This window comes from Legionella bozemanae (assembly GCF_900450575.1).
GTDB lineage: Bacteria > Pseudomonadota > Gammaproteobacteria > Legionellales > Legionellaceae > Legionella > Legionella bozemanae.
The window spans coordinates 1,472,991-1,494,926 of sequence record NZ_UGGY01000001.1; the positions used below are offsets into that span (position 1 = coordinate 1,472,991).

Below are 21,936 nucleotides of genomic sequence, written 5' to 3' on the forward strand. Positions count from 1 at the left end.
ATCCGTTTTTAAAATTTTTTTTCATAAACTCGATAAGTTTTATAATGGGTGGCATTAACGAGCCTGAGTCCTGCTTGCATCGCATGATTGTTTTCTAATATCCATGAGCATTCAGCTCCAAAAAACTGTGCCTGTGGTGTGATTCTTTTAATATATTCATAATATAATAGGGCGCCAATTGGAAGATGCTTGTATTTTTTCGATACTCCAAGTAGTGGAATACGAAATTGATTTATTGATTTTTTCACTTTAATTTGCCAAATTAAATTCAGAAGATTAAAAGTTAATAATTTTCCGTTACGATTCGTTAATAATATCTGATTTAGGTTAGGTATTCCTACGGAAAATCCACAAGGTTCTCCCGCTATTTCTGCTATATAAACCAAGTTAGGATCAATAATGGGTTTTAAATCGGATATTAAATAATTAAACTCATCTAAATCCAGTGGCAAATATCCCCAATTATCACACCAAGCATCATTATAGATTTTTGAAATCAATTTTATCTCATTTGCCAAGTATTTCTTATTTACCAGCCTAATCTGTATGTCATATTTTTTTTGGACTGCTTGTAGTGTGCGAAGCTTTTTAGGTTCAATCTTCGCTTGGTCGACATTAATACTCCATGCTTGAAGATCTTGAATTTTTTTATAACCCTGATTTTCAATTAATGACCTATAATATTCAGGATTTTGTGGCATCATAAAAAAAGGCTGGGTATCAAAAGCGGAAATTTGTAAGCCGCACTCGTAGTTAATCGATGGATTCATTGGACCACGAATTGTGCTGATCTTATGAGTTAGTGCCCATTCCTCTATTTTTTTAAATAAAGCAGTTGTCACTTCGTTATTTTCTTCAGATTCAAAAAATCCCCAAAAAGCAATATTTTCTTCATAATAGTTATTATGGGTTTGATTAATGATACAAGCAATTCTGCCGACTGGCGCATTGTCTTTATAGGCAACCCATAAGCTAATTTTGGCATTTTTATAAAAAGGGTTTTTTTTGTTTAAAATACGCTTTGTTACAATCTGGAGAGGGGGAACCCAATTTTGATCCTGTTTATGTAATATAAAAGGGACATTTAAAAAATCGCGAAAATGTTTGGATTTTTCACAATATATGACATCCAATGACATGAAATCTCCATATTTATCTAATAATACCTTTTAATAATAATTCTGATATAAGCCCAGAGTAGAAAAGCATAAATTATATTGAAATTTGTTTCAATGAAAACTGAGACTTAATCAAGAATTATCTGTTTCTAATCCATAGTTTTACAATAACTGCAACTTAGTTTTATCCCTCTGATAAGTTAAAATTTTTGATTTTAAATAAGCACAAACAGATAACCCATTACCCTTAAGTACTTCATTAAAGAAGATTGGATTTTCAATTAAAAAACGATTGGCTTCATACAAGGATTTTCCCGAGTTATAATAACCAGGCCAGGTAGTTGTTGCTCCGAGGTACCCTGCATATTTTACTGTTTCAACAACAGCTGCATTATAACCGCCATAGGGGTAGCAGAATGTTTCAATGGCTATTCCCAACTCATCTTCCAAATATTTTTTGGAATCAGAAATTTCATACCCCAGCTTTTTTGGATCAATTTGATGAAGTTTGGGATGAGAAAAACTGTGTGAGCCAATTTCCATGCCGGAATCAAGCAATGCTTTTCGATGATTTTTTTGCATGTTTTTAAAAGGTATTGTATAGCCTTTTTTTTGAACATTACTCCATTTTCTTTTGCCTGGATGCACCCAGCGTATCATTTTATCAAATCCAGGAACTACAAAAAAGGTTGCAACGAAACCATATCGATTTAACAAGGGCAATGCATTCTCATAATTATCCAATAAGCCATCATCAAATGTTAAAACAGCATTTTGTTTTGCAGGATCATAATTTTCTTTAAATAAATCGGCGAGAGTGATTGTAGTATAAGATTGGGCCTTCAAGGCATCCAAATGCGCTATAAAGTGTTGCAAGGCTAATGTTTCGGGCTCCGGGCCACCAATGGAATGATAATAAAAAATAGGAATTTTCTTTTTCATTATTCGCTACCGTTCAAATAAATAGTGAAAGACCCGATTAAAATTGTTCTTATCTTTATTTTCATGCATACATAATCCCATAGAGCGCTTATTCCCAAGGATAATACTTTGCCATCCTGGTAATGAAGGGATTAGAACTCTTCGTATATTCTTTTTCTGCAAATGTCCACTTACCCAAACATCATCCTCAAAAAAAGCTTCGGGTAGGTTGGGTGGATAATGGAAAATATCTTCTGAAAAGAAGGTTGGCTTCACAAGCATGCCATTATATGCCAGGAGTACGTCAACTAAAGCCATTTTTTTAGTTGCGGCATGTTCATTGCGCATAGCACCGTGCATCACTGTTCCTGCTATTCCGAGTGCTGCAGCAGGATCTGCTTGCTCGTATTTCAATAGATCATGAATGAAATGAGGTGGATAAATTCTATCGTCATCAATAATGATTATTTTTGTATCTTGTCCGGCAAATAATTGTAAACACGGCAATAATTTTGAGGCAGGTCCATAATCCTGCTCAATATGCTGAATAAGAACATTGGGATAGTTTTTAATAAAATCTGGTGGTTGGGAAATAGATTGGTTTGAAAAACGTTTAAATTGCTTTGGAATCCACAACAGGATATTTTCAGGTTGTTGCGATTGCAATGCAATAGAGTTTAAAGTCGGCCATATTTTATTGATTCGTTTCGGTGTCGTAGTCATAGTAACAACGACGTTTTTTTGAATATTTGTGTTACTAATCTGAGGCGGTTTTTTTATATGGCATCTTAAAAAATGAAAATAATTGGCAAATCGTGATATCAACTTTGAGCTTCCTTATAATTGTTTTTCCTTCTATAAGTGATATCCATTAGGGACTGTTTCGTTTTAGGCTATCTTGGCCAACATCGTTGACTCCCTGTGCTCCGATGCTTAACATACTTCAATATATGTTGCGCTTCACTGCTCGAAAATCAAGCGATTTTGACTCAAGTTAGAGAATGTTAACAGACCCTAGTTACAAATGAGGATGAGAAGAAATCAATAATGTATAGTAAACAGATAATGTCTCTTTCGCAACATCTTCCCATTTAAATTTATTGATTAATGGATGGGCATTGTTCCCTAACTCTAAGCGAAGTGCTTTATTATGAATAAGTTGGATTATTTTTTCGATCATTTCATCTATTGAGGAAACCAAAAAACCCGTTTTTTCAGAAGAAATAATATCAGAAATTCCATTATTGGCATAAGCAACAACGGGGACCTTATGATAAATAGCTTCTAATATAACCATCCCAAAGGCTTCATGTGGTGAGGTTAAAACAAAGATATCCGTTTGCTGTATTAAATTAAATACAGAAGAACGTGAAATATTACCTGTAAAAAAAAGATATTCTGAAAGGCCTAATTGATTTGCCATTCGTTGAAGTTTTTTGTTTTGTGGTCCATCTCCAACTATAAAAAATTTGAGTTTCTTATATTTTTTAAGTAGTTCGTGAGCAATCAAAATAAAATCAGCAACCTTTTTTTTACTCGATAATCTAGATACTGTCGTTATTATTAATTCATCAGCGTTTTTTACTACAGTGTAAATTTTTTCTACATCTTTTGGATTCGGTGAAATGGTATCGAACCCATTTGGAATATAATAAGTGGTTGCAGTTTTCTTTAATGATTTCATATTCTCTGCAATAGCATGGCTAACACAGATGACATGATTAACTAATAGTGCAAAACATTTAATTAAACGTTTGTCCAAATCTCTATATAAGGAATGGCTCGTCAAAACATGCGCTTTTTTTATTTTTTTTGCCAGTAGAAGAGCTTGTACTGCTAAAATGGATCCCAAACTGTGGGCATGTATAATATCAAATTGAGCAAAAAACTCATTATACTGACGAGAAAAGCCTGAGAGGGCAATATACATCTCGGAATATGAAATGCGTTTAATCAATAGGGACCCTTTTGATTCTTCAGTAGGTAGATTCTTTCGTTTTCGCGTTATAATACAAACTTGATGGCCAAGTTCAGCTAAATATCTTCCTAAAGCATCAACACAATATTCTACACCGCCTATTTGCGGGTAGTAATTATCAGTAATTAATGCAATCTTCAATAATTGTGGTGGCATTGGATAACTCAATTTTTTAACTTGTTTTTTTTGTATTCATATTGTGGGCAGATATTATCTTAGGAGAGATTATATTTCCTCCTAACGCTTTATAAAGGTTAATTTGAGTCGTCTGAAGTCGAACTATATTTTGCAAATAAGCAAACTCTATGGAATTCAATTCTTCTTCCGCACGAAGCACTGTATTAAAATCAGAAGAGGCTTTGTGATAAGCAGCTCGAGCTAATTTTAAAGCAAGACGTTTTTGTTCCACTGCACGCTTAAGGTGACTGAGACTTTTTTTATAATGCTGAAAATAATCATATTGAGTTGCAACTTCATGCAATGCACGCATTACAGCGATTTGATATTGGATGACCGCAATAATTTTTTCACGTTTTCGTAACTCAATGCTATTGAATAAACTGACATTGAATAAGGGCGCTCCAAAGGTCCCAAAGAACCTGGATTCGGGATTTTGTACTGTGAAAAAATTACGTGCAGTAATAATACTGCCTGCAATAGTTTGTGTTTGCCATCCTAATAACCATCCTACAGTGACTTGAGGTAATAAATTTGCCATAGCTACGCGAATATTAGCATGAGAAGTCGCTATCCGTCGTTCCGCCGCTCTAATATCTGGTCGTCTACGTAAAAGTTCAGCAGGAATTCCCAGATTAATATTTTGAGTGATTTGAGGAATTGGTTTAGGAGGTAATAATTTTTTTGCCAATACTCCTGGATTATTTCCCGTTAATAATTCTATTTTGTGCAGTAGGGCGGTAATGTATGCTTTATTTTGTTCTAATTCAGCTGATTGCGTTTCGACCAGTCCATCTTGTTGCGATACATTCAAGTAACTGGCATATCCTGCTTTATAGCGTGACTTGATAAATTGCAGTGTTTGTTTGTTGCCTGAAATATTATTGAGCAATACAGCATTTCTTGTCTGTGCTTCACGTAACTCCAAGTAGGAGGAGGCAATTTCTGCGTATAAATTAATCAAGGCAAAATCTAGGTCTGCTTGCTCAGCTTGTAAATTTGCTTTAGCCATTTCTTTCATTTGGCGGTGTTTCCCAAAAAAATCAGGATCTAAAGAACCGCTTAAGGCAATAAGTTGATTGATATCAAATCCTGTTCCAGTAGGAGGGGATGCAGTAAGACCCAATGAGGGCAATAATTGTGCTACAGCTACAGCGTGTTGGGCTTTTGCTACGTTTACTCTAGCTTGTGCCATTTTTAAACTTAAACTATAGACTGCTTGTTGTTCAATAAGATCGTTTAATAAGGGATCGTGAAAATTACGCCACCAAGCCTCTTCGTTTTTTACTAAACTTGCATGTTGCACATTGTGACCCCAGCTGGATGGCATAGGGGTGCTAGGCGGAACATATTTTGGTCCTATGGAACATCCATTCAGAATTAGAGCAACAACTAATGTAAAATAAAAAGTATAATATTTCATGGAATGATCATGTCTTTTGAACAGCAATATGGGCATCAAGTTGCCGACCTGCTGCAAGCTCAGGATAATCTTGTCGATTAAAAAAGTATAAAGCTTCTTGTACCCGCGCGTTGAGGCGATCATTGGTAATGATGTAACGATCAAGCTGAATAAATGTTAAAGGGATGTTTAGTCCGTCTGCAGTTAAATAAACGGAGGCTTCAGGAGAATATTTTTTCGCATCTCGCTCTTCTATAGAAACACGTACAATCACTTTTTGAGCATCTCCTAAGAGTATTACTTGACTTCCTGCTCCAACGAATTCATCAACATGCGCATTAATTTGTAAAACAATTCCATCTTTCGGCGATGCAATGTTAAATTGATTGAGTGCCAATTGTGCATTTCTAAGATTCGCTTTTGCAACATCTAAACTGTGCTGTAATTGTTTAATTTGAATTTTGCCCATTTTCACATCATATTCTTTTTCTCGTAATTCAGCTGGATTAATAGCACGCTTATCAATACTCTTTAAGCGCTTTAATTGCGATTGGACATGCTTTAGGTTTTTTATTTGAATCATGAAATTATTTTTTGCTTGTTGCAGAGCAATCTTATTGACGGTTACATTATGTAGTCCTATGGTGTCATCGAGTGAAAATAAAATCTCTCCCTTTTTTACCATCTGTCCCACGGCAACATTTATCTTTTTTACAATTCCACTTTGAATACTTGGAACATGAGTCATGTCGTTTCCAGAATCAAGAATCGCGGGGGCAATTATTTCTTCAATTGCAGCAACTGGAGCGGATATATTTTGAGGGATTATCATTTTACGACTCAATAAAAACGATGAGTATAGGCCAATGATCAAAAGTAGCAGCAAACTCCCGCCAATAATTTTTCTTTTCATACTGTTTCCTTTCGACAAGTTACTTGATAATCATTTAATCCTTTAAACTCAAGTATTTTATTCGCATGCGACATAATACGATAATCATGAGTAGAAATTAAAAAAGTACATCCATACATTTGAGCATATTCCCGTATCAGCGAAAAAACCAAGTCGCTACTATCCCTATCTAAATTGCTGGTAGGTTCATCGCAAAGAATTAAACGTGGGGCGCGAATTAATGCACGTCCCATCGCTATTCTTTGTTTTTGTCCACCCGATAGAGTATCTAATTTAGAATGAATATGGATTTCAAGCCCTAAACGAATCATCAATTGTTTTGCTTTTTGATGGGCTTTCTCAGGTGACTCCCCATCAATCAATAATGGCAATGCTAAATTTTCAAGAGCAGATAAAGCTGGAAATAAATGAAGATGTTGAAAAAGAAAGCTGATATGGGCGGCACGAAACGCAACTTTTTTTTTCGGTGACATCTTATAAAGATCATTCCCACATACCGCACAAATCCCTTGATCAGGAGAGAGAATCCCCCCAGCAATCATGAGCAACGTTGTTTTTCCACATCCAGATGCTCCCATTAACATACCTATTTCGCCTGGATTAAGTGCTAATGAAAAATTATCTAATACGGAAAGTGTTGTGGTACCCGTTTGGTAGGTTTTAGTAATACCCATACAATGTAAGACAGGAGATTCACCAGTGTCCATTAATTTGAGTCGCGACATAATTCTACCGTATCCAAACGTAAGACTTTTAAGATAGCAAAATAAGATGAAAAAACAATGACTATTGTTGATCCTAATGCGCCTAATAAAATGATCTGCCAGGTAAGATGGAACGCAACAGTAGAATCATGAAAAATAAATCCAAATAGGGCTGTTAAAGCAAGTCCAAGAATATAACCCAATCCACCGGTAATAGACGCTTGAAATAATACCATGTGAGTTAATGATGAGCTGGATACTCCTAACATTTTCAACATGCCAAATTGATGAAGATGGGTTAAAACAAAATTAGTAAAAATCTGCCACATCATAACAAGTCCAATAATAAACCCAACAATAGCTATAGCAATAAACGCGATAACAATAGGTGTTTTTTCACGAAAAAATTTATTGGCACGATCGATGAATTGAGAGGGTGTTAATGGGAGAAATCCCGTTGCTTTGCGAATTTCATAGGCGACCTGATAAGGATTAGATGAAGGTTTTACTTTGACTAAAATAAAAGAAGACTTATGAGAGATATCAGGGATATGATTACTCGTTATATAAGCTTTAGGCTCGTACATATAAGTACGTAGAGGTTTTGTAATCCCTGTTATTACCCACTTATTTTGTCCTTCAATCAATTTGTCGCCAAGTCGGAGTGATTTTTTATTCGGTGTTTCAAACTGTTTTAACGCATAACCATCAATTATAATTGAATTGGCACGGTGAATTGCGGAGCGGGCGCCTGCAATCATTGTTTCAGGTAGGCCAAGTAGCGTGTCAGGATCTACACCAACTAGCTCCCATGTTGTAATTTTCGAAGTTTCACGATGAATCATTGTTTGCCAAGTTCGATATATTTGTTTCGCCCAAAGTACTCCGGGAATACTACGAACACGATAGATATCTATAGGCCTAAAACGCACAGGATCAGCAAATGTAAATGAACTGTCTGTCATAACCCATAAATCCACTCCGGTGACTGCTCGAATTGGTGCTATAATGCGCTCAGTTACTCCTTGGTAAATAGCCGGTTGTTGCATGATAATGAAGGCAGAAAACGTAGCGCCGATCACCATGCCAATAAACTTGCGTTTACTGTTTACGAGCATTTTAAAAGCGACTGAAAACAAATTGATATGTCTTACATTAAATAATGAGCCAGCTATTCTACGAATCATTTCTCTAAACTTGGTGCGCTGTGGCAACCCTAATATGTTTATCCTTAACCATAACAGCATTCAGTAGTTTAAACATACCCTTTAGATAGCACAAGATAATTTGAAACATTTAATGGGGTGTTTTTCATAAACATTATAGTATACAACGAGTTAACATGATTTATTTGTACGATAACTTAGGCTTTGTATGTATTTCCATTGAATGTTGTTGTATAGTTCCAATCTGGATGTGTACTTGTTAGGGAATGAAATGGGTCGGTCTTTATCAAAAAATCACCCTGCACAGATGTTTTTAATGTTGTGGCGTCACCATGATCTTATTTTTCAACTCATTAAGCGAGATATCTTAATGAGATATCGTGGTTCTTTTGCCGGAGTATTGTGGCTAATACTCGCCCCTTTACTGATGCTAGGTCTTTATACGCTTGTGTTTAGTGTTTTTATGCGTATTCAATGGCCAGGTGTCACTAATAATCTGATGTATTCATTACTAATCTATGTAGGTTTAATCATTTTGAATTTTTTTTCTGAATGTATGAATCGTTCGCCTATTATGATTGTAAATAATGCAAATTTTGTAAAAAAAGTGGTTTTTCCTATTGAAGTTTTTCCATGGGTGATAGTCGGAACAACTCTTTTTCATGCAATGATTAATACGTTAATATTAGTAGCATTTTCTTTCTTTTTACTAGGAAAGATTAATATAACGATTTTGTTACTTCCTTTTTTATTTGTCCCTTTAATTTTGTTTACTTTAGGCCTGAGTTGGTTTCTTTGTTCGGCAGGGGTTTATATAAGAGATATTGCTCATCTGATGGCTTTTCTTTTACAAATTGTGATGTATCTTTCGCCTGTTTTCTATTCAATTAGTATGTTACCTGAGATGTTTCAAAAGATTTTACTCCTCAACCCATTAACTTTTATAATTGAACAAGCTCGAAGTCTTGTTATTTTTGGAAAATTTCCCCAATGGACTACTCTGGGTGCCTTTTTTGTAATTAGTATGTGTGTTGCCTATATAGGATTTCTTGGATTTCAGAAAACAAAGGATGGTTTTGCGGATGTATTGTAGGCTTATAGCAGCGCTCCTTTTTAAGGGAGGCTAATTTTCAAATAATTATTTTAGGCTCTGTTACATTTCTATTATCTTGGTCAAACTAGCGAAATGTAAACAGAGCCTACTATCGAAAAATTTACGCGGGAATTTTGTTGTGACATGTTTGATACTTTTCATTGCGCAAAAAATCATGGTAAGTTTTTACAATCCCTTCTCGTAAAGGAGTCTGAGCCACCCAGCCAAGTTCTTTCATACGTTCGATATTTAATAGTTTCCGTGGCGTGCCATCAGGTTTCTCTGGATCAAATGCGATAGTTCCAGTAAAACCAATCACATCCATGATGAGTTCAGCCAACATGTGTATACTCACATCCATTCCACTACCAATATTAAAGATGCCTTGCGCAGCAGGATGTTCCATAAGAAAAACACAAGCATCTGCCATATCATCTACATAAAGGAATTCTCGTTTAGGCCTACCTGTACCCCAAATTAAAAGGTGTTTATCCTTCCGCAATTTTGCTTCATGTGTTTTGCGGATTAATGCGGGTAACACGTGACTATTATGCAAATCGTAATTATCATTGGGGCCATAGAGGTTCGTTGGCATGGTACATACATATTGTGTCCCATACTGGCGGTTATAACTTTCACAGAGCTTTATCCCGGCAATTTTAGCTATGGCATAAGGTTCATTTGTTTGTTCTAAAGAATCTGTTAATAAATAGTCTTCGCAAATCGGCTGAGGACAGTCTCGTGGATAAATACAACTAGAACCCAAAAACAATAATCGCTTAACGCCAGCTTGCCAAGCAGCATGAATTACATTGGTTTGTATCATTAAATTTTGATAAATAAATTCAGCACGATAATAATTATTGGCATGAATTCCACCGACTTTCGCAGCTGCTAAAAAAACATAATCTGGCTTTTCTTGATTAAAGAATGCCATGACATCTGCTTGATTCGTAAGATCCAATTCAGCACGGCTACGAAGCAGTAAATGCTTATATCCTTTTGCGTGCAATTGTCGAACAATAGCTGATCCCACCATACCGTGGTGACCAGCTACATAAATTTTTGATGAAGTATTTATCGTCGTATCTTTATTCGTGATAGTCATAAGCTGCAAATCCATGTTGTTTTACTAACTCATCTCGTTGCGCTATTTTGAGATCTTCAAGCATCATTTCAGAGACTAATGATTGGAAGCTGGTTTTGGGGATCCAACCCAATTTTTCTCTTGCTTTAGTAGCATCCCCTAACAAATTATCTACTTCAGAAGGACGGAAATAACGTGGATCCACGCATACAATCTTATTACCATTTTGATCACAACCAATCTCTTTATCACCTTCACCATGCCAAGTGATATTAATATTGACAACTTGTGCAGCTGCTTCTACAAACTCTCTAACACTAAATTGTTGGCCCGTAGCAATTACGAAATCCTCTGGTTGTTCCTGCTGTAACATGAGCCATTGCATTTCTACATAATCGCGTGCATGTCCCCAGTCCCGCATTGCATCCAAGTTTCCTAAATAGAGGCATTTTTGTAAACCCAGCTTAATTCTTGCCAGAGCTCGTGTAATTTTACGAGTTACAAAAGTTTCACCGCGAATTGGACTTTCATGATTAAATAAAATTCCATTACATGCATAGATACCATAGGCTTCCCGGTAATTAACAGTGATCCAATAAGCATAAAGCTTGGCAACAGCATAAGGACTGCGCGGATAAAATGGTGTGCTTTCTTTTTGCGGCACTTCTTGCACTAAACCATAAAGTTCTGATGTAGATGCTTGATAGAAACGAGTTTTGTCATTCAGTTTAAGCAAACGAATGGCCTCCAGGATTCTTAATGTGCCAATACCATCCGCATTAGCTGTATATTCTGGTGTTTCAAAACTGACGGCTACATGACTCATGGCAGCAAGATTATAAATTTCATCTGGCTGACTCTCCTGAATAATGCGAATCAAATTCGTAGAATCGGTGAGATCGCCATGATGCAAAATAAATCTTCGATCTTCTAGATGAACATCTTGATAGAGATGATCAATTCTATCGGTATTAAATAAAGAAGAACGACGTTTAATTCCATGAACTTCGTAGCCTTTACGGAGTAAAAGCTCTGCCAAGTAGGTTCCATCTTGCCCTGTAATTCCAGTAATTAATGCTTTTTTCATTTTTTCCCTTATGAAATACTTTTCCTTAAAGTAACGTTATATCCCATTGCCTTTATTAATTTTAAGCACGTCCATAATTATCTTGAAAACGAACAATATCATCTTCACCCAGATATTCACCGCTTTGTATTTCAATCATTACCAAATCAATCACACCTGGATTCTCCAAGCGATGTTGATGACCTGCCGGAATGTAGGTAGATTCGTTGGTATTGACAAAAAAAGTCTGCTCACCATTTACTACCTTGGCCATACCGCTTACCACTACCCAATGTTCGCTGCGGTGATGATGCATTTGCAGACTTAGGCTGGCTCCTGGTTTTACTTCAATACGTTTAATTTTGAAGCGATGGCTTTCTTCCAACACCGTATAAGTACCCCATGGGCGATGAACAGTACGATGTAGCTTATGTGCTTCATGCCCTTGCATTTTGAGTTGTGTATAAATGTGTTTGACATCTTGTGCGCGGGATTTATCCGCCACCAACAATGCATCAGGAGTATCAATGATAATGAGATTCTCAACCCCGACTGCACCCACAAGACGCTCATCACTTTGAATATAACAATTAGCAACATCATGCAAAAAAGCCTCGCCTTCGATTCGGTTGCCTTGATTATCTGCTTCAACCAGATCACCTAATGTGGCCCATGATCCTACATCTGTCCAGTTGATATCACATGGAACTACGGCAATTTCTGACGATTTTTCCATCAAAGCATAGTCAATTGAAATATCAGGTACTAAATTAAAACTCGTTGCATCCAGTTCAAGTTGACTAAATCCTTTTCCTTCCGCATGGCTGGATTGCTCAATACAATGTTTGGCTGCAGATAAAATAGCGGGGCAATATTTTTCCATTAAATGTAACACGCTCTCTACAGTAAAAAGAAACATGCCGGAGTTCCATAGAAATCGATTCGTTGCCAAATAAGTTTGCGCTTTCTCGAATGAAGGTTTTTCAATGAAACGAAGTACTTGAGAGCCTTCTGCTTCGATATAACCATAAGCAGTGCTTGGTGCATCGGGTTGAATACCGAAAGTGACTAATTGACCTTGCATTGCCAATTCACTGGCTTGTGCTACTGCCTTTTGAAAAGCATCTTGATCATGAATTAAATGATCTGCCGCCAAGACCAGCATCAAAATATTTTCACCATATATTTTGTTAATTTGCAAAGCTGCAATAGCAATCGCGGCTGCTGTGTTCCGACCAAAAGGTTCTAGAATAAAAGAAGTTGAAACAGCATTTTTATTAATCGCCCGATATTCGTCTTCTATCTTAAAAAATAACTCGCGATGAGTTACTGTCATTATCTCTTTGACTTCGGGCAATAGAGATGCACGTAAAAAAGCTTTTTGTAATAAGCTCTGCCCATCATGTATTCGGATAAAAGGTTTGGGATGTAACTCTCGAGAAACCGGCCAAAGGCGCGAACCTGCACCACCACAAAGAATTATAGGTATTAACTGCATAAACTTCCCCTGTATTTTTGATGACATGCCTTTGTTCTTACTAAATGGTAAATTTAGCTTGCTCGTTAATGTAATTTAATTTTACTAAATTGTCGATGGATCAAGGGACGTTTCTTCTTTAAAAATTTTAAATTGCATAAAAGAATCAAGTACATTAGAATTTGCAACCATAAGTTAAAGGGACTTAAAGAAACTTAACTCGTTGTACAACTCGAGTCTAAATAAGGGAAACTATGTCCTCCAAGACAAAAAGCTAGAAAGCTTTTTTACTATTTGTCTTTCTTTAACCAAGCATTTCTCATGTATTGCGCGACACAATGCATTGAAGAGGTAAGTTTGTTGCCAAATGAGAGTTAAAAAACTATAGGTGGAATCAGTAATTAGCCGAAGCGTTAACTGCTTTGCTTTAGATTGAACGAAGAAAGGATGTCGAGTTAAGGATAAATAGCCGAATCAACATATTACATAAGAAAGAAACATTGCATTGAGGGAAACTTGTGTTGATTAGATGGGAATAAGGAGTGATGCCCATGTACTTGTTGCCTTTTGAACAAGCGCTTGCTGGAAAAAAATATTAGTTACAGGACATACTGGGTTTACAGGTAGAAAACTTATTTTGCATCAATTTACTTAAGACTATTAAAGGGATGTTATTTATGTTGTTTACCACCCCAATATTTTTATTTTTCTTTTTACCTATTTTTATCTCTCTATATTATCTATGTCCAGCTTATGGGGAATGGCGCAATTTATTTGCCCTGATGGGTAGCATTGTTTTTTTTTCCTGGGGGGAACCTGTATATGTGTTTCTTTTGTTGGCTTTTGTTTATTTTGATTATCTTTTATCAAAAGCGATATCAGAAACATCGGCTCTATCCCTTGCGAGAAAAAAAACGCTTTTATGTTTGGGTATCTTTCTTAATGTAATCATATTGATTGCATTCAAATATACTACGTTTATTCTCACGGATATTTTGTATCCATTGAAATTATATCAGGGAGAGCTGCCTCAAGGCACTGAGCCTTTATTATTAGGAATTTCTTTTATCACATTCCATAAAATCAGTTATTTGGTAGATAGTTTTAAGGGAAGGGCTACGCCTCCGAGAAGTTTTTACGATTGCGCACTGTATATTTTTTTATTTCCTCAACTAATTGCAGGACCCATTATTAGATATCATGATATTGGGAACCAGATTCAAAAAAGAACCTATCATAGTTCATTGTTTTTAGTAGGTTTTTTTCGTTTTTGTGTTGGATTTTCTAAAAAAATATTAATTGCTGATCAATTAGGTTTCGTTGCTGACCGTGTTTTTTCTCTCCCTATACATGAGTTGTCTTTGGGGGCGGCATGGGCAGGGGCATTTTCTTATATGCTGCAAATTTATTTTGATTTTTCTGGATACTCTGATATGGCTATTGGTTTAGGTGCCATGATGGGTTTTCGTTTTCCCGAAAATTTTAATCAACCTTATTTATCTAAAAGTATCAGTGAATTTTGGCGACGATGGCATATTAGTTTATCCAGCTGGATGCGTTTGTATTTGTATATTCCTCTTGGGGGCAATCGAACTTCTAAATTCAGAGCGTTTATTAATTTATGGATTGTTTTTCTGATTTCTGGTTTTTGGCACGGAGCGAATTGGACTTTCATCGCATGGGGGGCTTATTATGGTTTTTTCCTTTGCTTGGAAAAATATTGTTCAGAGCTCTATCCCAATCTAAAGGATTATTTTCCTGATTTGCTGCGTTTTGCTATGACCATGGTCATTATTTTATTTGGTTGGGTACTTTTTAGATCACCTACATTTACCTATGCTCTTGGTTTTATAAAAGTGATGTTGGGTATTACTACGTTGAAATTTAATCCTCCCCCTTGGGGTCTATTGATTGGCAATCGTGATTTGTTTTTATTATTTCTTGGTTCAATTATCGTATTTTTTAAAGTTCCTGGAACTACATTACGCTTACCCACATGGTGGCATAGTGCTTGGAGTGAGACTATGGTAATACAAGGTATTAGGCAGCAATCATTTCTATTTGCTGCAACTGTGGTTTTGTTCGTATTGGCAACTATGGGGATGTTTAGTTCAGATTACACTCCTTTTCTTTATTTTAGGTTTTAGATCATGAACAACAAAGAAAAGGTATTTACCCGGATATTTTCAATTATCATCGTCTTATTGTTATGTCTCCCTCTTCTTCAATCAGTTTTTCATATTGTATATGAAAAACCCTTGTATGGTTATGTGGAAAAAAATTTGGATAAACCTCATGGCTTAGCAATGAATTGGTTTGATAGAAAATGGCAAAAATATTGGGAGAACCTGTTTAATGAAAAATTAGGATTAAGAACAATTCTCATTCGCGGTTTTAATGAATTATCTTTTCGTCTTTTTTCAGAAATGCCACGCCTAAATCTTTATTCGACCAAAGAACATGGGTTATACAGCAAAATGTCGATTGAGCAATTAAATTATGAATACACTCATCGTAAGAATTTAAAAAAGTCTTATAATGAATTTGCTAAAAAAATTCAGGAACTTCAACAATTGCTAGAAGCCAATAATAAGCATTTTGTCGTTGTTATCAGTAGCTCCAAAGCTTATGTTCATCCCCAAGGCCTAGGCAAAAAATTATTGGTTTCTACAGATAAAAATCTATTTCGAAAAATAGCTAGTCTTGGTCATGCGTTGAAAAAACAAGGAGTGAATGTTGTTGATTCTGGACCATTTTTGCGCAAATTTTATCGGGAGAAGGCTATTGAAACCCATGCTAATACAGGATTTCATTGGAACTATTATGCCGGATGCATGGTTGCTCAGCAGTTATTTTATAATGCCAAGAAGACATTAACCGATATTCCTAAGCTTGAGTGCGGCAAACCAATTTACAAAAAACCAGAACTGGTTGATTTGGATGGTATATGGCTGTTGAATGCATTTTCCAGTGTTAATTTAGCAAAACTCAGTCCATACCCTCAACCATCAGCGAGATTTTCTGCGAATTACCAACCTAAAATCCTTCTCGTAGGCGATAGTTTTATGGATCAAATCATATATGCACTGGATCGTTCAAAAGCTTATAATGATTTAGTTTCTTCACGCTACTTCCAAACCCGGACAGTGCATAAACCGGGGCGCATTTTCTCTTTTAATGATTTTCCTTCATTGACCGCAAAACAGATCCAAGGGGATATTTTAGGCGATGTGATGAAGAGTGATTTAATTGTATTACAAATGGTGGATTACAATATTAATCATTTCGGGTATGGGTTTGTAGATGCTTTGTTGGAGCGATTAAATACCGAGATTCAGCCCCATTCCATACCTCCTATAACCGAGATAAAAATTACTAAGGTTAATAATGCATATCCTCAAGAAAAGAGCGGGGGAAATTGGTGGTATTGGGTCAAAGATAAAATTATCTTCCAACTAAAACCTCCGGATGTATTTTTAGAAATGAAAAATACAAGATTATATTTTGAGTACGATCTTCATGGTGCGCAACAGTTAATCGTTTATTTGAAAGGAAAGAGTATCAAACATAAAATTATTATTGAACATCCTGCAAACGGAAAGAGGGCGGTCTATGATCAAATACTTGATATCCCTCCTGCATTGTTAACTAAAATTATCATTACGACAAATGGGAAAGCAACGCGTTTAGGTGAAGCTGACTCCAGAGTTGCTGCTTATGCAATCTTTAATTTAAAAATTACTCCAAGGAGTGGTAATACGATTATTTAATTTTTGAGGATAAAAACAATATCTTTTCCTTGTCATTTCTATTGAGAGATAATTCTCAATAATCTCGCGACTTGTACATCTACCATTTTTTGAATCATATCTCGAACATTTACCGTTGGCTGCCAATTTAAAACTCGCCGTGCTTTGGAGGCATCCGCAACGGTCTGCGATGTTTCTAAAGGCCGAATCAGGGCAGGATCGCTGATTACATGAGCTTGCCACTCTTTGTTCACGTGTTGATATGCGATTGCACAAACTTCAGCTAATGTGTGTAACGTTCCTGTGCCAATCACAAAATCCTCGGGTTTATCTTGCTGCAGCATGAGCCACATTGCGTGCACAAAATCTGGTGCATAACCCCAATCACGTGCAATGCTTAAATTACCTAGTGCTAATTTACCTTGTGATACTAGTGCACAACCTCTTTCGTTCACATCAGGTGAATTATTAATCCCGAGCTTAGCGCAGGCAGCACCATATGCTATCTTTTGCGTCAGAAAATGAAGTGGGCGACGCTCGCTTTCATGATTGAACAAAATACCATTAACAATAAATAATCCATAGCTTTCGCGATAGATACGCATCATCTGATGGCTAAATACTTTGGAAGCAGCATAAGGATTGCTTGGATTAAAAGGTGTTTCCTCATTTTGAGGGGATATTTTAGTGTGTCCAAACATGTCTGAAGATGACGCGTGGTAGCATCGTGCTTCAGAGCAAAATCGACGCAAAGCTTCTAAGAGATGAATCGTGCCCATGCCATTCGCATTCAAAGTCTGATGTACTTGTGTCCAAGATTGGCCAGGGCGTGATTGTGAGGCGAGATGGTAGATCTCATCGGGTCTTGAAGCCTCAACTGCGGCAGAAATATCCGCTTCATTGGCAATATCTCCATAGAGCATCTGTACGTTATTTAATGGCTCTGGTCTCTCTGAAGAACTGGCTTGAGATGTTTTACGAGCAAAGCCAAATACTTGATACCCTTTTTTTAACAACAACTCTTTGAGAAAAAAACCATCTTGACCATTAATCCCTGTGATCAAAGCACGTCGCATAAAGACCTCATCCACTTAAACTATTTCAGCATCCCATTAAAAACTTTTGTCTTATCTTTTGCACAGTTATTTTGTAAAGCCGCAATAGAGTCTCTTATTGAAATTAAGAAGTCAATCTTTCTATGAGTCTTATTGTGATTACCTTTTGATTTTATTGATTCTTAATGAACTTTATATTATCTTAAAAAGTGGTTGAAATCTGGCGTATGTTGGGTTTTAAAAGTGGGAAAAGGATTTGCGGATGTACTTAAATGATTTATTACTTTGTAACCATTAAAGGTAATTGTCACGATCCTCAAATAATAAGAAATCATAATACATTGAGCATATACCCGTGACTTCTGAAATTGTTATTGATGTTGTTAACGTTAGCAAACGCTATGAATCTTACTCAAAACCTCAAGATAGATTGAAGCAGGCTCTAATGTCTGGACTGTGTCAAACAGGTGCATCTTTAGGTATTGTTAAAAATAAAAAACCAACTTACTACCAAGAGTTCTGGGCATTGCAAAATGTATCAGTTCAAGTGCGGAAAGGGGAAACCCTCGGAATTATTGGCCGTAATGGAAGCGGCAAAAGCACGTTATTGCAAATTATTGCGGGAATTCTAACTCCTACAAGTGGAAACGTTATCGCTAAGGGTCGGCTCGCGGCGCTCTTGGAGTTAGGCAGCGGCTTTAATCCAGAATTCACAGGAAAAGAGAATATTTTCCTCAATGGGTATATATTAGGGCTCAATCAAACAGAAATTCAGCAACGGTATGAGCAGATTGTCGAGTTTGCTGATATTGGTGACTTCATTAATCAACCTGTAAAAACATATTCGAGCGGAATGTTTGTGCGGCTTGCTTTCGCAGTTCAAGCACATGTTAATGCAGATATCGTTATCATTGATGAAGCACTCGCTGTTGGCGACATATTTTTCCGTCAGAAATGTTATGCCCATTTAGAAAAGCTAAAAGAATCGGGTACCGTCATTTTATTAGTATCTCATTCTATGAATGAAATAGAGCAGCATTGTGAACGTGCTATTTTATTGGAAAATGGTAAGTCATTTTTTCTTGGGAATGCTGTCGAGGCTACAAAACACTATTATTTATTGCATCAGCCTACGCGGCAAGAAGCGCAACAACCTACAGTAAATCAATTAGTTTCAGAACAGCACATACAAAAGGTTAATACGAATAAAACCGATATTTGGGATGACAATTCTATATTTATAGATGCTTCGCAACTAAGCCAAGTTACCAATCATATGGCCAAATGCACACGATATGTTCTATGCGACAATTCAGGTAATCCGTGTACCCGATTTTCTCAAGGCGACATAGCAGTTTTTTATTACGAATTTCTTTTATTACAGGCTATAGCTATTCCTCTGGGGGGTATTGTCATTCGAAATGATAAAGGCATCATTGTTCATGGTAAAGGTTCTTTAGAGCACGATGTTGATGTTTCTTTGGAACAATTCAAAGCTGGAACGCTGATTCGTTGCCAGCAAAAGATTACCTTAAAATTACAACCCGGTGAGTATAGCTTTGAGTTAGGATTGGCCAGCGTCAATCCTAAAAGCTATAAGGATAAGTCTTTTTTAAACCACGATGAGTTATTCAGCAAAATTATGAGAATCTGTCATTTACCTGATGTTGGCATTTTGAGTATAAAGATGCGTACTGGCGATCGTGTTGGTTCCCAATTAACTCACCATGGAATTGCTGATTTACCCGGAGAATTTATGTTTACTTTTTCGAAATGCGATGCAGAATTATTCTTACCCCAACGCACTGAGACAACCGCTATTTAATAACATAGGAACTATTAATATGAGGATCCACCAATGAATTTTGTATCCTATGCTCAGAATTTTGAAGATGTGATGCTATGGCGAGCCCTAAAGCATATTAAAAATGGATTTTACGTAGATGTTGGGGCTAATGATCCTACGCATGATTCTGTTACAAGAGCGTTTTATGAAAAGGGGTGGGCAGGAATTAATATAGAGCCTGTTTCCGAATGGTTTCAAAAGCTAAAAAAGGAAAGACATCGAGATATTAATCTTCAGGTTGCTGCAGGGGAAAGACAAGGTGAGATATTTTTTTATGAATTGCCTAATACTGGTCTTTCTACCACCAACAAAGCAATCGCTGAGAAACATGAAATTGAACAGGGATACACAAAGATAGAAAGAAAAGTTCCTGTCATGACGCTTACTGAAATTATTTGTGAACATCAAATAAAACAAATTCATTTTCTTAAAATTGATGTTGAAGGAGCCGAAAAAAAGGTATTGGAAGGATTGGACTTTGCAAAGATCCGTCCATGGATAGTTTTAGTGGAATCAACACTTCCTAATACCCAAATAGAAGATTTTATAGAATGGGAAACTCTTTTACTTAATGCTGAGTATGACTATGTATATTTTGATGGGTTGAATCGTTTTTATATTGCTAAAGAACACGATGATTTGTCACATCATTTCAAAACCCCACCCAATTACTTCGATGGGTTTTTAATGAGTGAAACACAATCCTTTTGCCGCAATATGGTGAATGAAAAAAACCAATTAAAAGCTGAAATTATAGAAACAATTGAATTAAAAGAATATAAATCAAATGCCGAGAAACAAATTCACTCATTGACCACATGGCTTACTGATGCTCGTCAAGAGGTAGAGGCATATAAAACCAATGCAGATGCCCAAGTTCAATTATTGACTACATGGCTTGCTGATGCTCGTCAAGAAGTAGAGGTTCTTCAAAAGTATAAAATAAATGCAGATGCTCAAGTCCACTCATTAACCACATGGCTCACTGATGCTCGCCAAAAAGTTGAAGTCCTTGAAGAGTATAAAACCAATGCAGATGCCCAAGTTCAATTATTGACTACATGGCTTACTGATGCCCGTCAAGAAGTAAAGGTTCTTGAAGAGTATAAAATAAATGCTGAAGCCCAAATTCAATCATTGACAGCCCAGCTTACTGAAGCACAGAGTTTGCTGTCCTTACCGCTAATAAAAATTGCTCTTAAGGTTATCAATACATGTAATAACCTTTTTACTAAAGTACAGTTTTTTAAGGGAATTAAAAATGAAGCAAGAAAATAATTTGCCAAAAATTTCTATTGTGACCCCCTCATTTAACCAAGGCCCTTTTCTTCGACAATGTATTGAGTCTGTACTCTCTCAAAATTATCCAAACCTGGAATATATTATTATTGATGGTGGCTCCCATGATGATTCATTATCAATTATTCATGAATTTGAGCCTTATCTTACTTATTGGGTAAGTGAGCCAGATAAAGGGCAAAGCGATGCAATAAATAAAGGATTCATGAAGGCATCAGGGGAATTGGTTGCCTGGCTTAATTCTGATGATTACTATCTCCCTGGCGCGTTTGCAAAAGTGATCAACGCTTATCAAATCAATCCACACGCTCCCTTTTTTTTCGGAGATGGATTTCGAGTTTCGAAAACAGGGGAAGTACTGACTCATTTCTTCCCTAAAAACAGTTTGACCTTCGACCGTCATGCATTAGTTATGGGTTTGAACTATATCTTGCAACCTTCAACATTCATGAATCGTCATTGTTTAGAACAAATAGGATATCTTAATGTTGAATTAGAGTATGGAATGGACTCTGATTTGTGGATGCGGCTTTCAACTCTGGGTGAACCTCAGCCTGTCGATGGGGTTTTATCTGCAAGTCGAGAATATGCTACTACTAAAACTTCTACAGGCCTATTCAAACGTATAGAAGAACTTCGATGTATCTCAAAGCAACATTCCGGATTAGAAATAACCCCAGGTGTTCTGTGCTATATGCTTGATACCCTGCATAAATTTGCAAAAAATAACGAAAATATCTTTCCTAGATGGTATCAAAGAGATGTCATCAAACTTTGGAAAAGAACAGGACGGCTGTTGGCACAATTTAATGTAAAAAGTGATGGTTTTCCACGAAAATCATCATTAGTAAGCTTTCTCAAAAACAAGATAAAATAAATACACGG

General features: G+C 36.4%; 18 protein-coding genes. 6 read left to right on the top strand and 12 right to left on the bottom strand.

The window, feature by feature from the left end:
* Positions 1-8: 8 nt before the first annotated feature.
* The 8 genes from DY223_RS06330 to DY223_RS06365 all read right to left on the bottom strand — a co-directional run bounded on the left by DY223_RS06330 (position 9) and on the right by DY223_RS06365 (position 8,460).
* Positions 9-1,139 carry a hypothetical protein gene (locus DY223_RS06330; RefSeq protein WP_058459134.1) on the bottom strand — a complete coding sequence of 377 codons (1,131 nt, stop codon included), beginning with the start codon at positions 1,137-1,139 and terminating at the stop codon, positions 9-11.
* Positions 1,140-1,280: 141 nt separating this feature from the next.
* Positions 1,281-2,060, bottom strand: coding sequence for a polysaccharide deacetylase family protein (locus DY223_RS06335; RefSeq protein ID WP_058459135.1), 780 nt, complete (start codon positions 2,058-2,060; stop codon positions 1,281-1,283).
* 6 nt (positions 2,061-2,066) lie between these two features.
* Positions 2,067-2,864: a hypothetical protein gene (locus DY223_RS06340; RefSeq protein WP_058459136.1), complete on the bottom strand. Its 798-nt coding sequence runs from the start codon at positions 2,862-2,864 to the stop codon at positions 2,067-2,069.
* A gap of 193 nt (positions 2,865-3,057) precedes the next feature.
* The gene (locus DY223_RS06345) at positions 3,058-4,173 is read right to left on the bottom strand and encodes a glycosyltransferase family 4 protein (RefSeq protein ID WP_058459137.1); all 1,116 of its coding nucleotides are present in this window, start codon (positions 4,171-4,173) and stop codon (positions 3,058-3,060) included.
* A gap of 16 nt (positions 4,174-4,189) precedes the next feature.
* Complete coding sequence (locus DY223_RS06350) at positions 4,190-5,617, bottom strand: efflux transporter outer membrane subunit (RefSeq protein WP_058459138.1); 1,428 nt, start codon at positions 5,615-5,617, stop codon at positions 4,190-4,192.
* A 7-nt stretch (positions 5,618-5,624) separates the two neighbouring features.
* Complete coding sequence (locus DY223_RS06355) at positions 5,625-6,509, bottom strand: efflux RND transporter periplasmic adaptor subunit (RefSeq protein ID WP_058459139.1); 885 nt, start codon at positions 6,507-6,509, stop codon at positions 5,625-5,627.
* Entirely contained in the window at positions 6,506-7,234 is a 729-nt protein-coding gene (locus DY223_RS06360) for an ABC transporter ATP-binding protein (RefSeq protein ID WP_082642432.1), read from the bottom strand. Before DY223_RS06360 ends, DY223_RS06355 begins: the two co-directional genes overlap by 4 nt.
* Complete coding sequence (locus DY223_RS06365; protein ID WP_064115096.1) at positions 7,216-8,460, bottom strand: ABC transporter permease; 1,245 nt, start codon at positions 8,458-8,460, stop codon at positions 7,216-7,218. The genes DY223_RS06360 and DY223_RS06365 overlap by 19 nt, the downstream gene beginning before the upstream one ends.
* A 190-nt stretch (positions 8,461-8,650) precedes the next feature.
* On the opposite strand from DY223_RS06365, the gene DY223_RS06370 reads away from it, so the two are divergent.
* Entirely contained in the window at positions 8,651-9,472 is an 822-nt protein-coding gene (locus DY223_RS06370; protein WP_064115095.1) for an ABC transporter permease, read from the top strand.
* 121 nt (positions 9,473-9,593) lie between these two features.
* Here the strand turns inward: DY223_RS06370 and DY223_RS06375 are convergent, their stop codons facing one another.
* The 3 genes from DY223_RS06375 to DY223_RS06385 all read right to left on the bottom strand — a co-directional run bounded on the left by DY223_RS06375 (position 9,594) and on the right by DY223_RS06385 (position 13,123).
* Positions 9,594-10,580 carry a GDP-L-fucose synthase family protein gene (locus tag DY223_RS06375; protein WP_165483271.1) on the bottom strand — a complete coding sequence of 329 codons (987 nt, stop codon included), beginning with the start codon at positions 10,578-10,580 and terminating at the stop codon, positions 9,594-9,596.
* Entirely contained in the window at positions 10,564-11,646 is a 1,083-nt protein-coding gene (gene gmd, locus DY223_RS06380) for a GDP-mannose 4,6-dehydratase (RefSeq protein WP_058459141.1), read from the bottom strand. Before gmd ends, DY223_RS06375 begins: the two co-directional genes overlap by 17 nt.
* A 61-nt stretch (positions 11,647-11,707) precedes the next feature.
* Entirely contained in the window at positions 11,708-13,123 is a 1,416-nt protein-coding gene (locus DY223_RS06385; RefSeq protein WP_058459142.1) for a mannose-1-phosphate guanylyltransferase/mannose-6-phosphate isomerase, read from the bottom strand.
* A gap of 656 nt (positions 13,124-13,779) precedes the next feature.
* Here DY223_RS06385 and DY223_RS06390 point away from each other — a divergent pair.
* Both DY223_RS06390 and DY223_RS06395 read left to right on the top strand, forming a co-directional pair.
* On the top strand, positions 13,780-15,249 hold the full coding sequence (locus DY223_RS06390; RefSeq protein WP_058459143.1) for an MBOAT family O-acyltransferase: 1,470 nt from the start codon (positions 13,780-13,782) through the stop codon (positions 15,247-15,249).
* Between the two features lie 3 nt (positions 15,250-15,252).
* The gene (locus DY223_RS06395) at positions 15,253-16,872 is read left to right on the top strand and encodes an alginate O-acetyltransferase AlgX-related protein (RefSeq protein ID WP_058459144.1); all 1,620 of its coding nucleotides are present in this window, start codon (positions 15,253-15,255) and stop codon (positions 16,870-16,872) included.
* A 38-nt stretch (positions 16,873-16,910) separates the two neighbouring features.
* On the opposite strand, the gene DY223_RS06400 is transcribed toward DY223_RS06395, so the two are convergent.
* Positions 16,911-17,927: a GDP-mannose 4,6-dehydratase gene (locus DY223_RS06400; RefSeq protein WP_058459145.1), complete on the bottom strand. Its 1,017-nt coding sequence runs from the start codon at positions 17,925-17,927 to the stop codon at positions 16,911-16,913.
* A gap of 334 nt (positions 17,928-18,261) precedes the next feature.
* On the opposite strand from DY223_RS06400, the gene DY223_RS06405 reads away from it, so the two are divergent.
* The 3 genes from DY223_RS06405 to DY223_RS19440 are packed head-to-tail and all read left to right on the top strand — an operon-like array spanning position 18,262 to position 21,928.
* Entirely contained in the window at positions 18,262-19,731 is a 1,470-nt protein-coding gene (locus DY223_RS06405; protein ID WP_064115094.1) for an ABC transporter ATP-binding protein, read from the top strand.
* Between the two features lie 33 nt (positions 19,732-19,764).
* Positions 19,765-21,030 carry an FkbM family methyltransferase gene (locus DY223_RS06410; protein WP_058459146.1) on the top strand — a complete coding sequence of 422 codons (1,266 nt, stop codon included), beginning with the start codon at positions 19,765-19,767 and terminating at the stop codon, positions 21,028-21,030.
* Positions 21,014-21,928 (top strand): glycosyltransferase family 2 protein, encoded by a 915-nt coding sequence (locus DY223_RS19440; RefSeq protein WP_244944201.1) that lies wholly within the window; start codon positions 21,014-21,016, stop codon positions 21,926-21,928. Before DY223_RS06410 ends, DY223_RS19440 begins: the two co-directional genes overlap by 17 nt.
* Positions 21,929-21,936 lie beyond the last annotated feature (8 nt).

What these genes read in the sequence shown, in the direction of transcription:
- DY223_RS06370 (WP_064115095.1), top strand. Translation starts at nt 8,651, where the DNA reads ATGGGTCGGTCTTTATCAAAAAATCACCCTGCACAGATGTTTTTAATG.
- DY223_RS06350 (WP_058459138.1), bottom strand. Translation starts at nt 5,617, where the DNA reads ATGAAATATTATACTTTTTATTTTACATTAGTTGTTGCTCTAATTCTG.
- DY223_RS06345 (WP_058459137.1), bottom strand. Translation starts at nt 4,173, where the DNA reads ATGCCACCACAATTATTGAAGATTGCATTAATTACTGATAATTACTAC.
- DY223_RS06410 (WP_058459146.1), top strand. Translation starts at nt 19,765, where the DNA reads ATGAATTTTGTATCCTATGCTCAGAATTTTGAAGATGTGATGCTATGG.
- DY223_RS06335 (WP_058459135.1), bottom strand. Translation starts at nt 2,060, where the DNA reads ATGAAAAAGAAAATTCCTATTTTTTATTATCATTCCATTGGTGGCCCG.
- DY223_RS06375 (WP_165483271.1), bottom strand. Translation starts at nt 10,580, where the DNA reads ATGACTATCACGAATAAAGATACGACGATAAATACTTCATCAAAAATT.
- DY223_RS06395 (WP_058459144.1), top strand. Translation starts at nt 15,253, where the DNA reads ATGAACAACAAAGAAAAGGTATTTACCCGGATATTTTCAATTATCATC.
- DY223_RS06385 (WP_058459142.1), bottom strand. Translation starts at nt 13,123, where the DNA reads ATGCAGTTAATACCTATAATTCTTTGTGGTGGTGCAGGTTCGCGCCTT.
- DY223_RS06365 (WP_064115096.1), bottom strand. Translation starts at nt 8,460, where the DNA reads ATGCTGTTATGGTTAAGGATAAACATATTAGGGTTGCCACAGCGCACC.
- DY223_RS06390 (WP_058459143.1), top strand. Translation starts at nt 13,780, where the DNA reads ATGTTGTTTACCACCCCAATATTTTTATTTTTCTTTTTACCTATTTTT.
- DY223_RS06330 (WP_058459134.1), bottom strand. Translation starts at nt 1,139, where the DNA reads ATGTCATTGGATGTCATATATTGTGAAAAATCCAAACATTTTCGCGAT.
- DY223_RS06360 (WP_082642432.1), bottom strand. Translation starts at nt 7,234, where the DNA reads ATGTCGCGACTCAAATTAATGGACACTGGTGAATCTCCTGTCTTACAT.
- DY223_RS19440 (WP_244944201.1), top strand. Translation starts at nt 21,014, where the DNA reads ATGAAGCAAGAAAATAATTTGCCAAAAATTTCTATTGTGACCCCCTCA.
- gmd (WP_058459141.1), bottom strand. Translation starts at nt 11,646, where the DNA reads ATGAAAAAAGCATTAATTACTGGAATTACAGGGCAAGATGGAACCTAC.
- DY223_RS06355 (WP_058459139.1), bottom strand. Translation starts at nt 6,509, where the DNA reads ATGAAAAGAAAAATTATTGGCGGGAGTTTGCTGCTACTTTTGATCATT.
- DY223_RS06400 (WP_058459145.1), bottom strand. Translation starts at nt 17,927, where the DNA reads ATGCGACGTGCTTTGATCACAGGGATTAATGGTCAAGATGGTTTTTTT.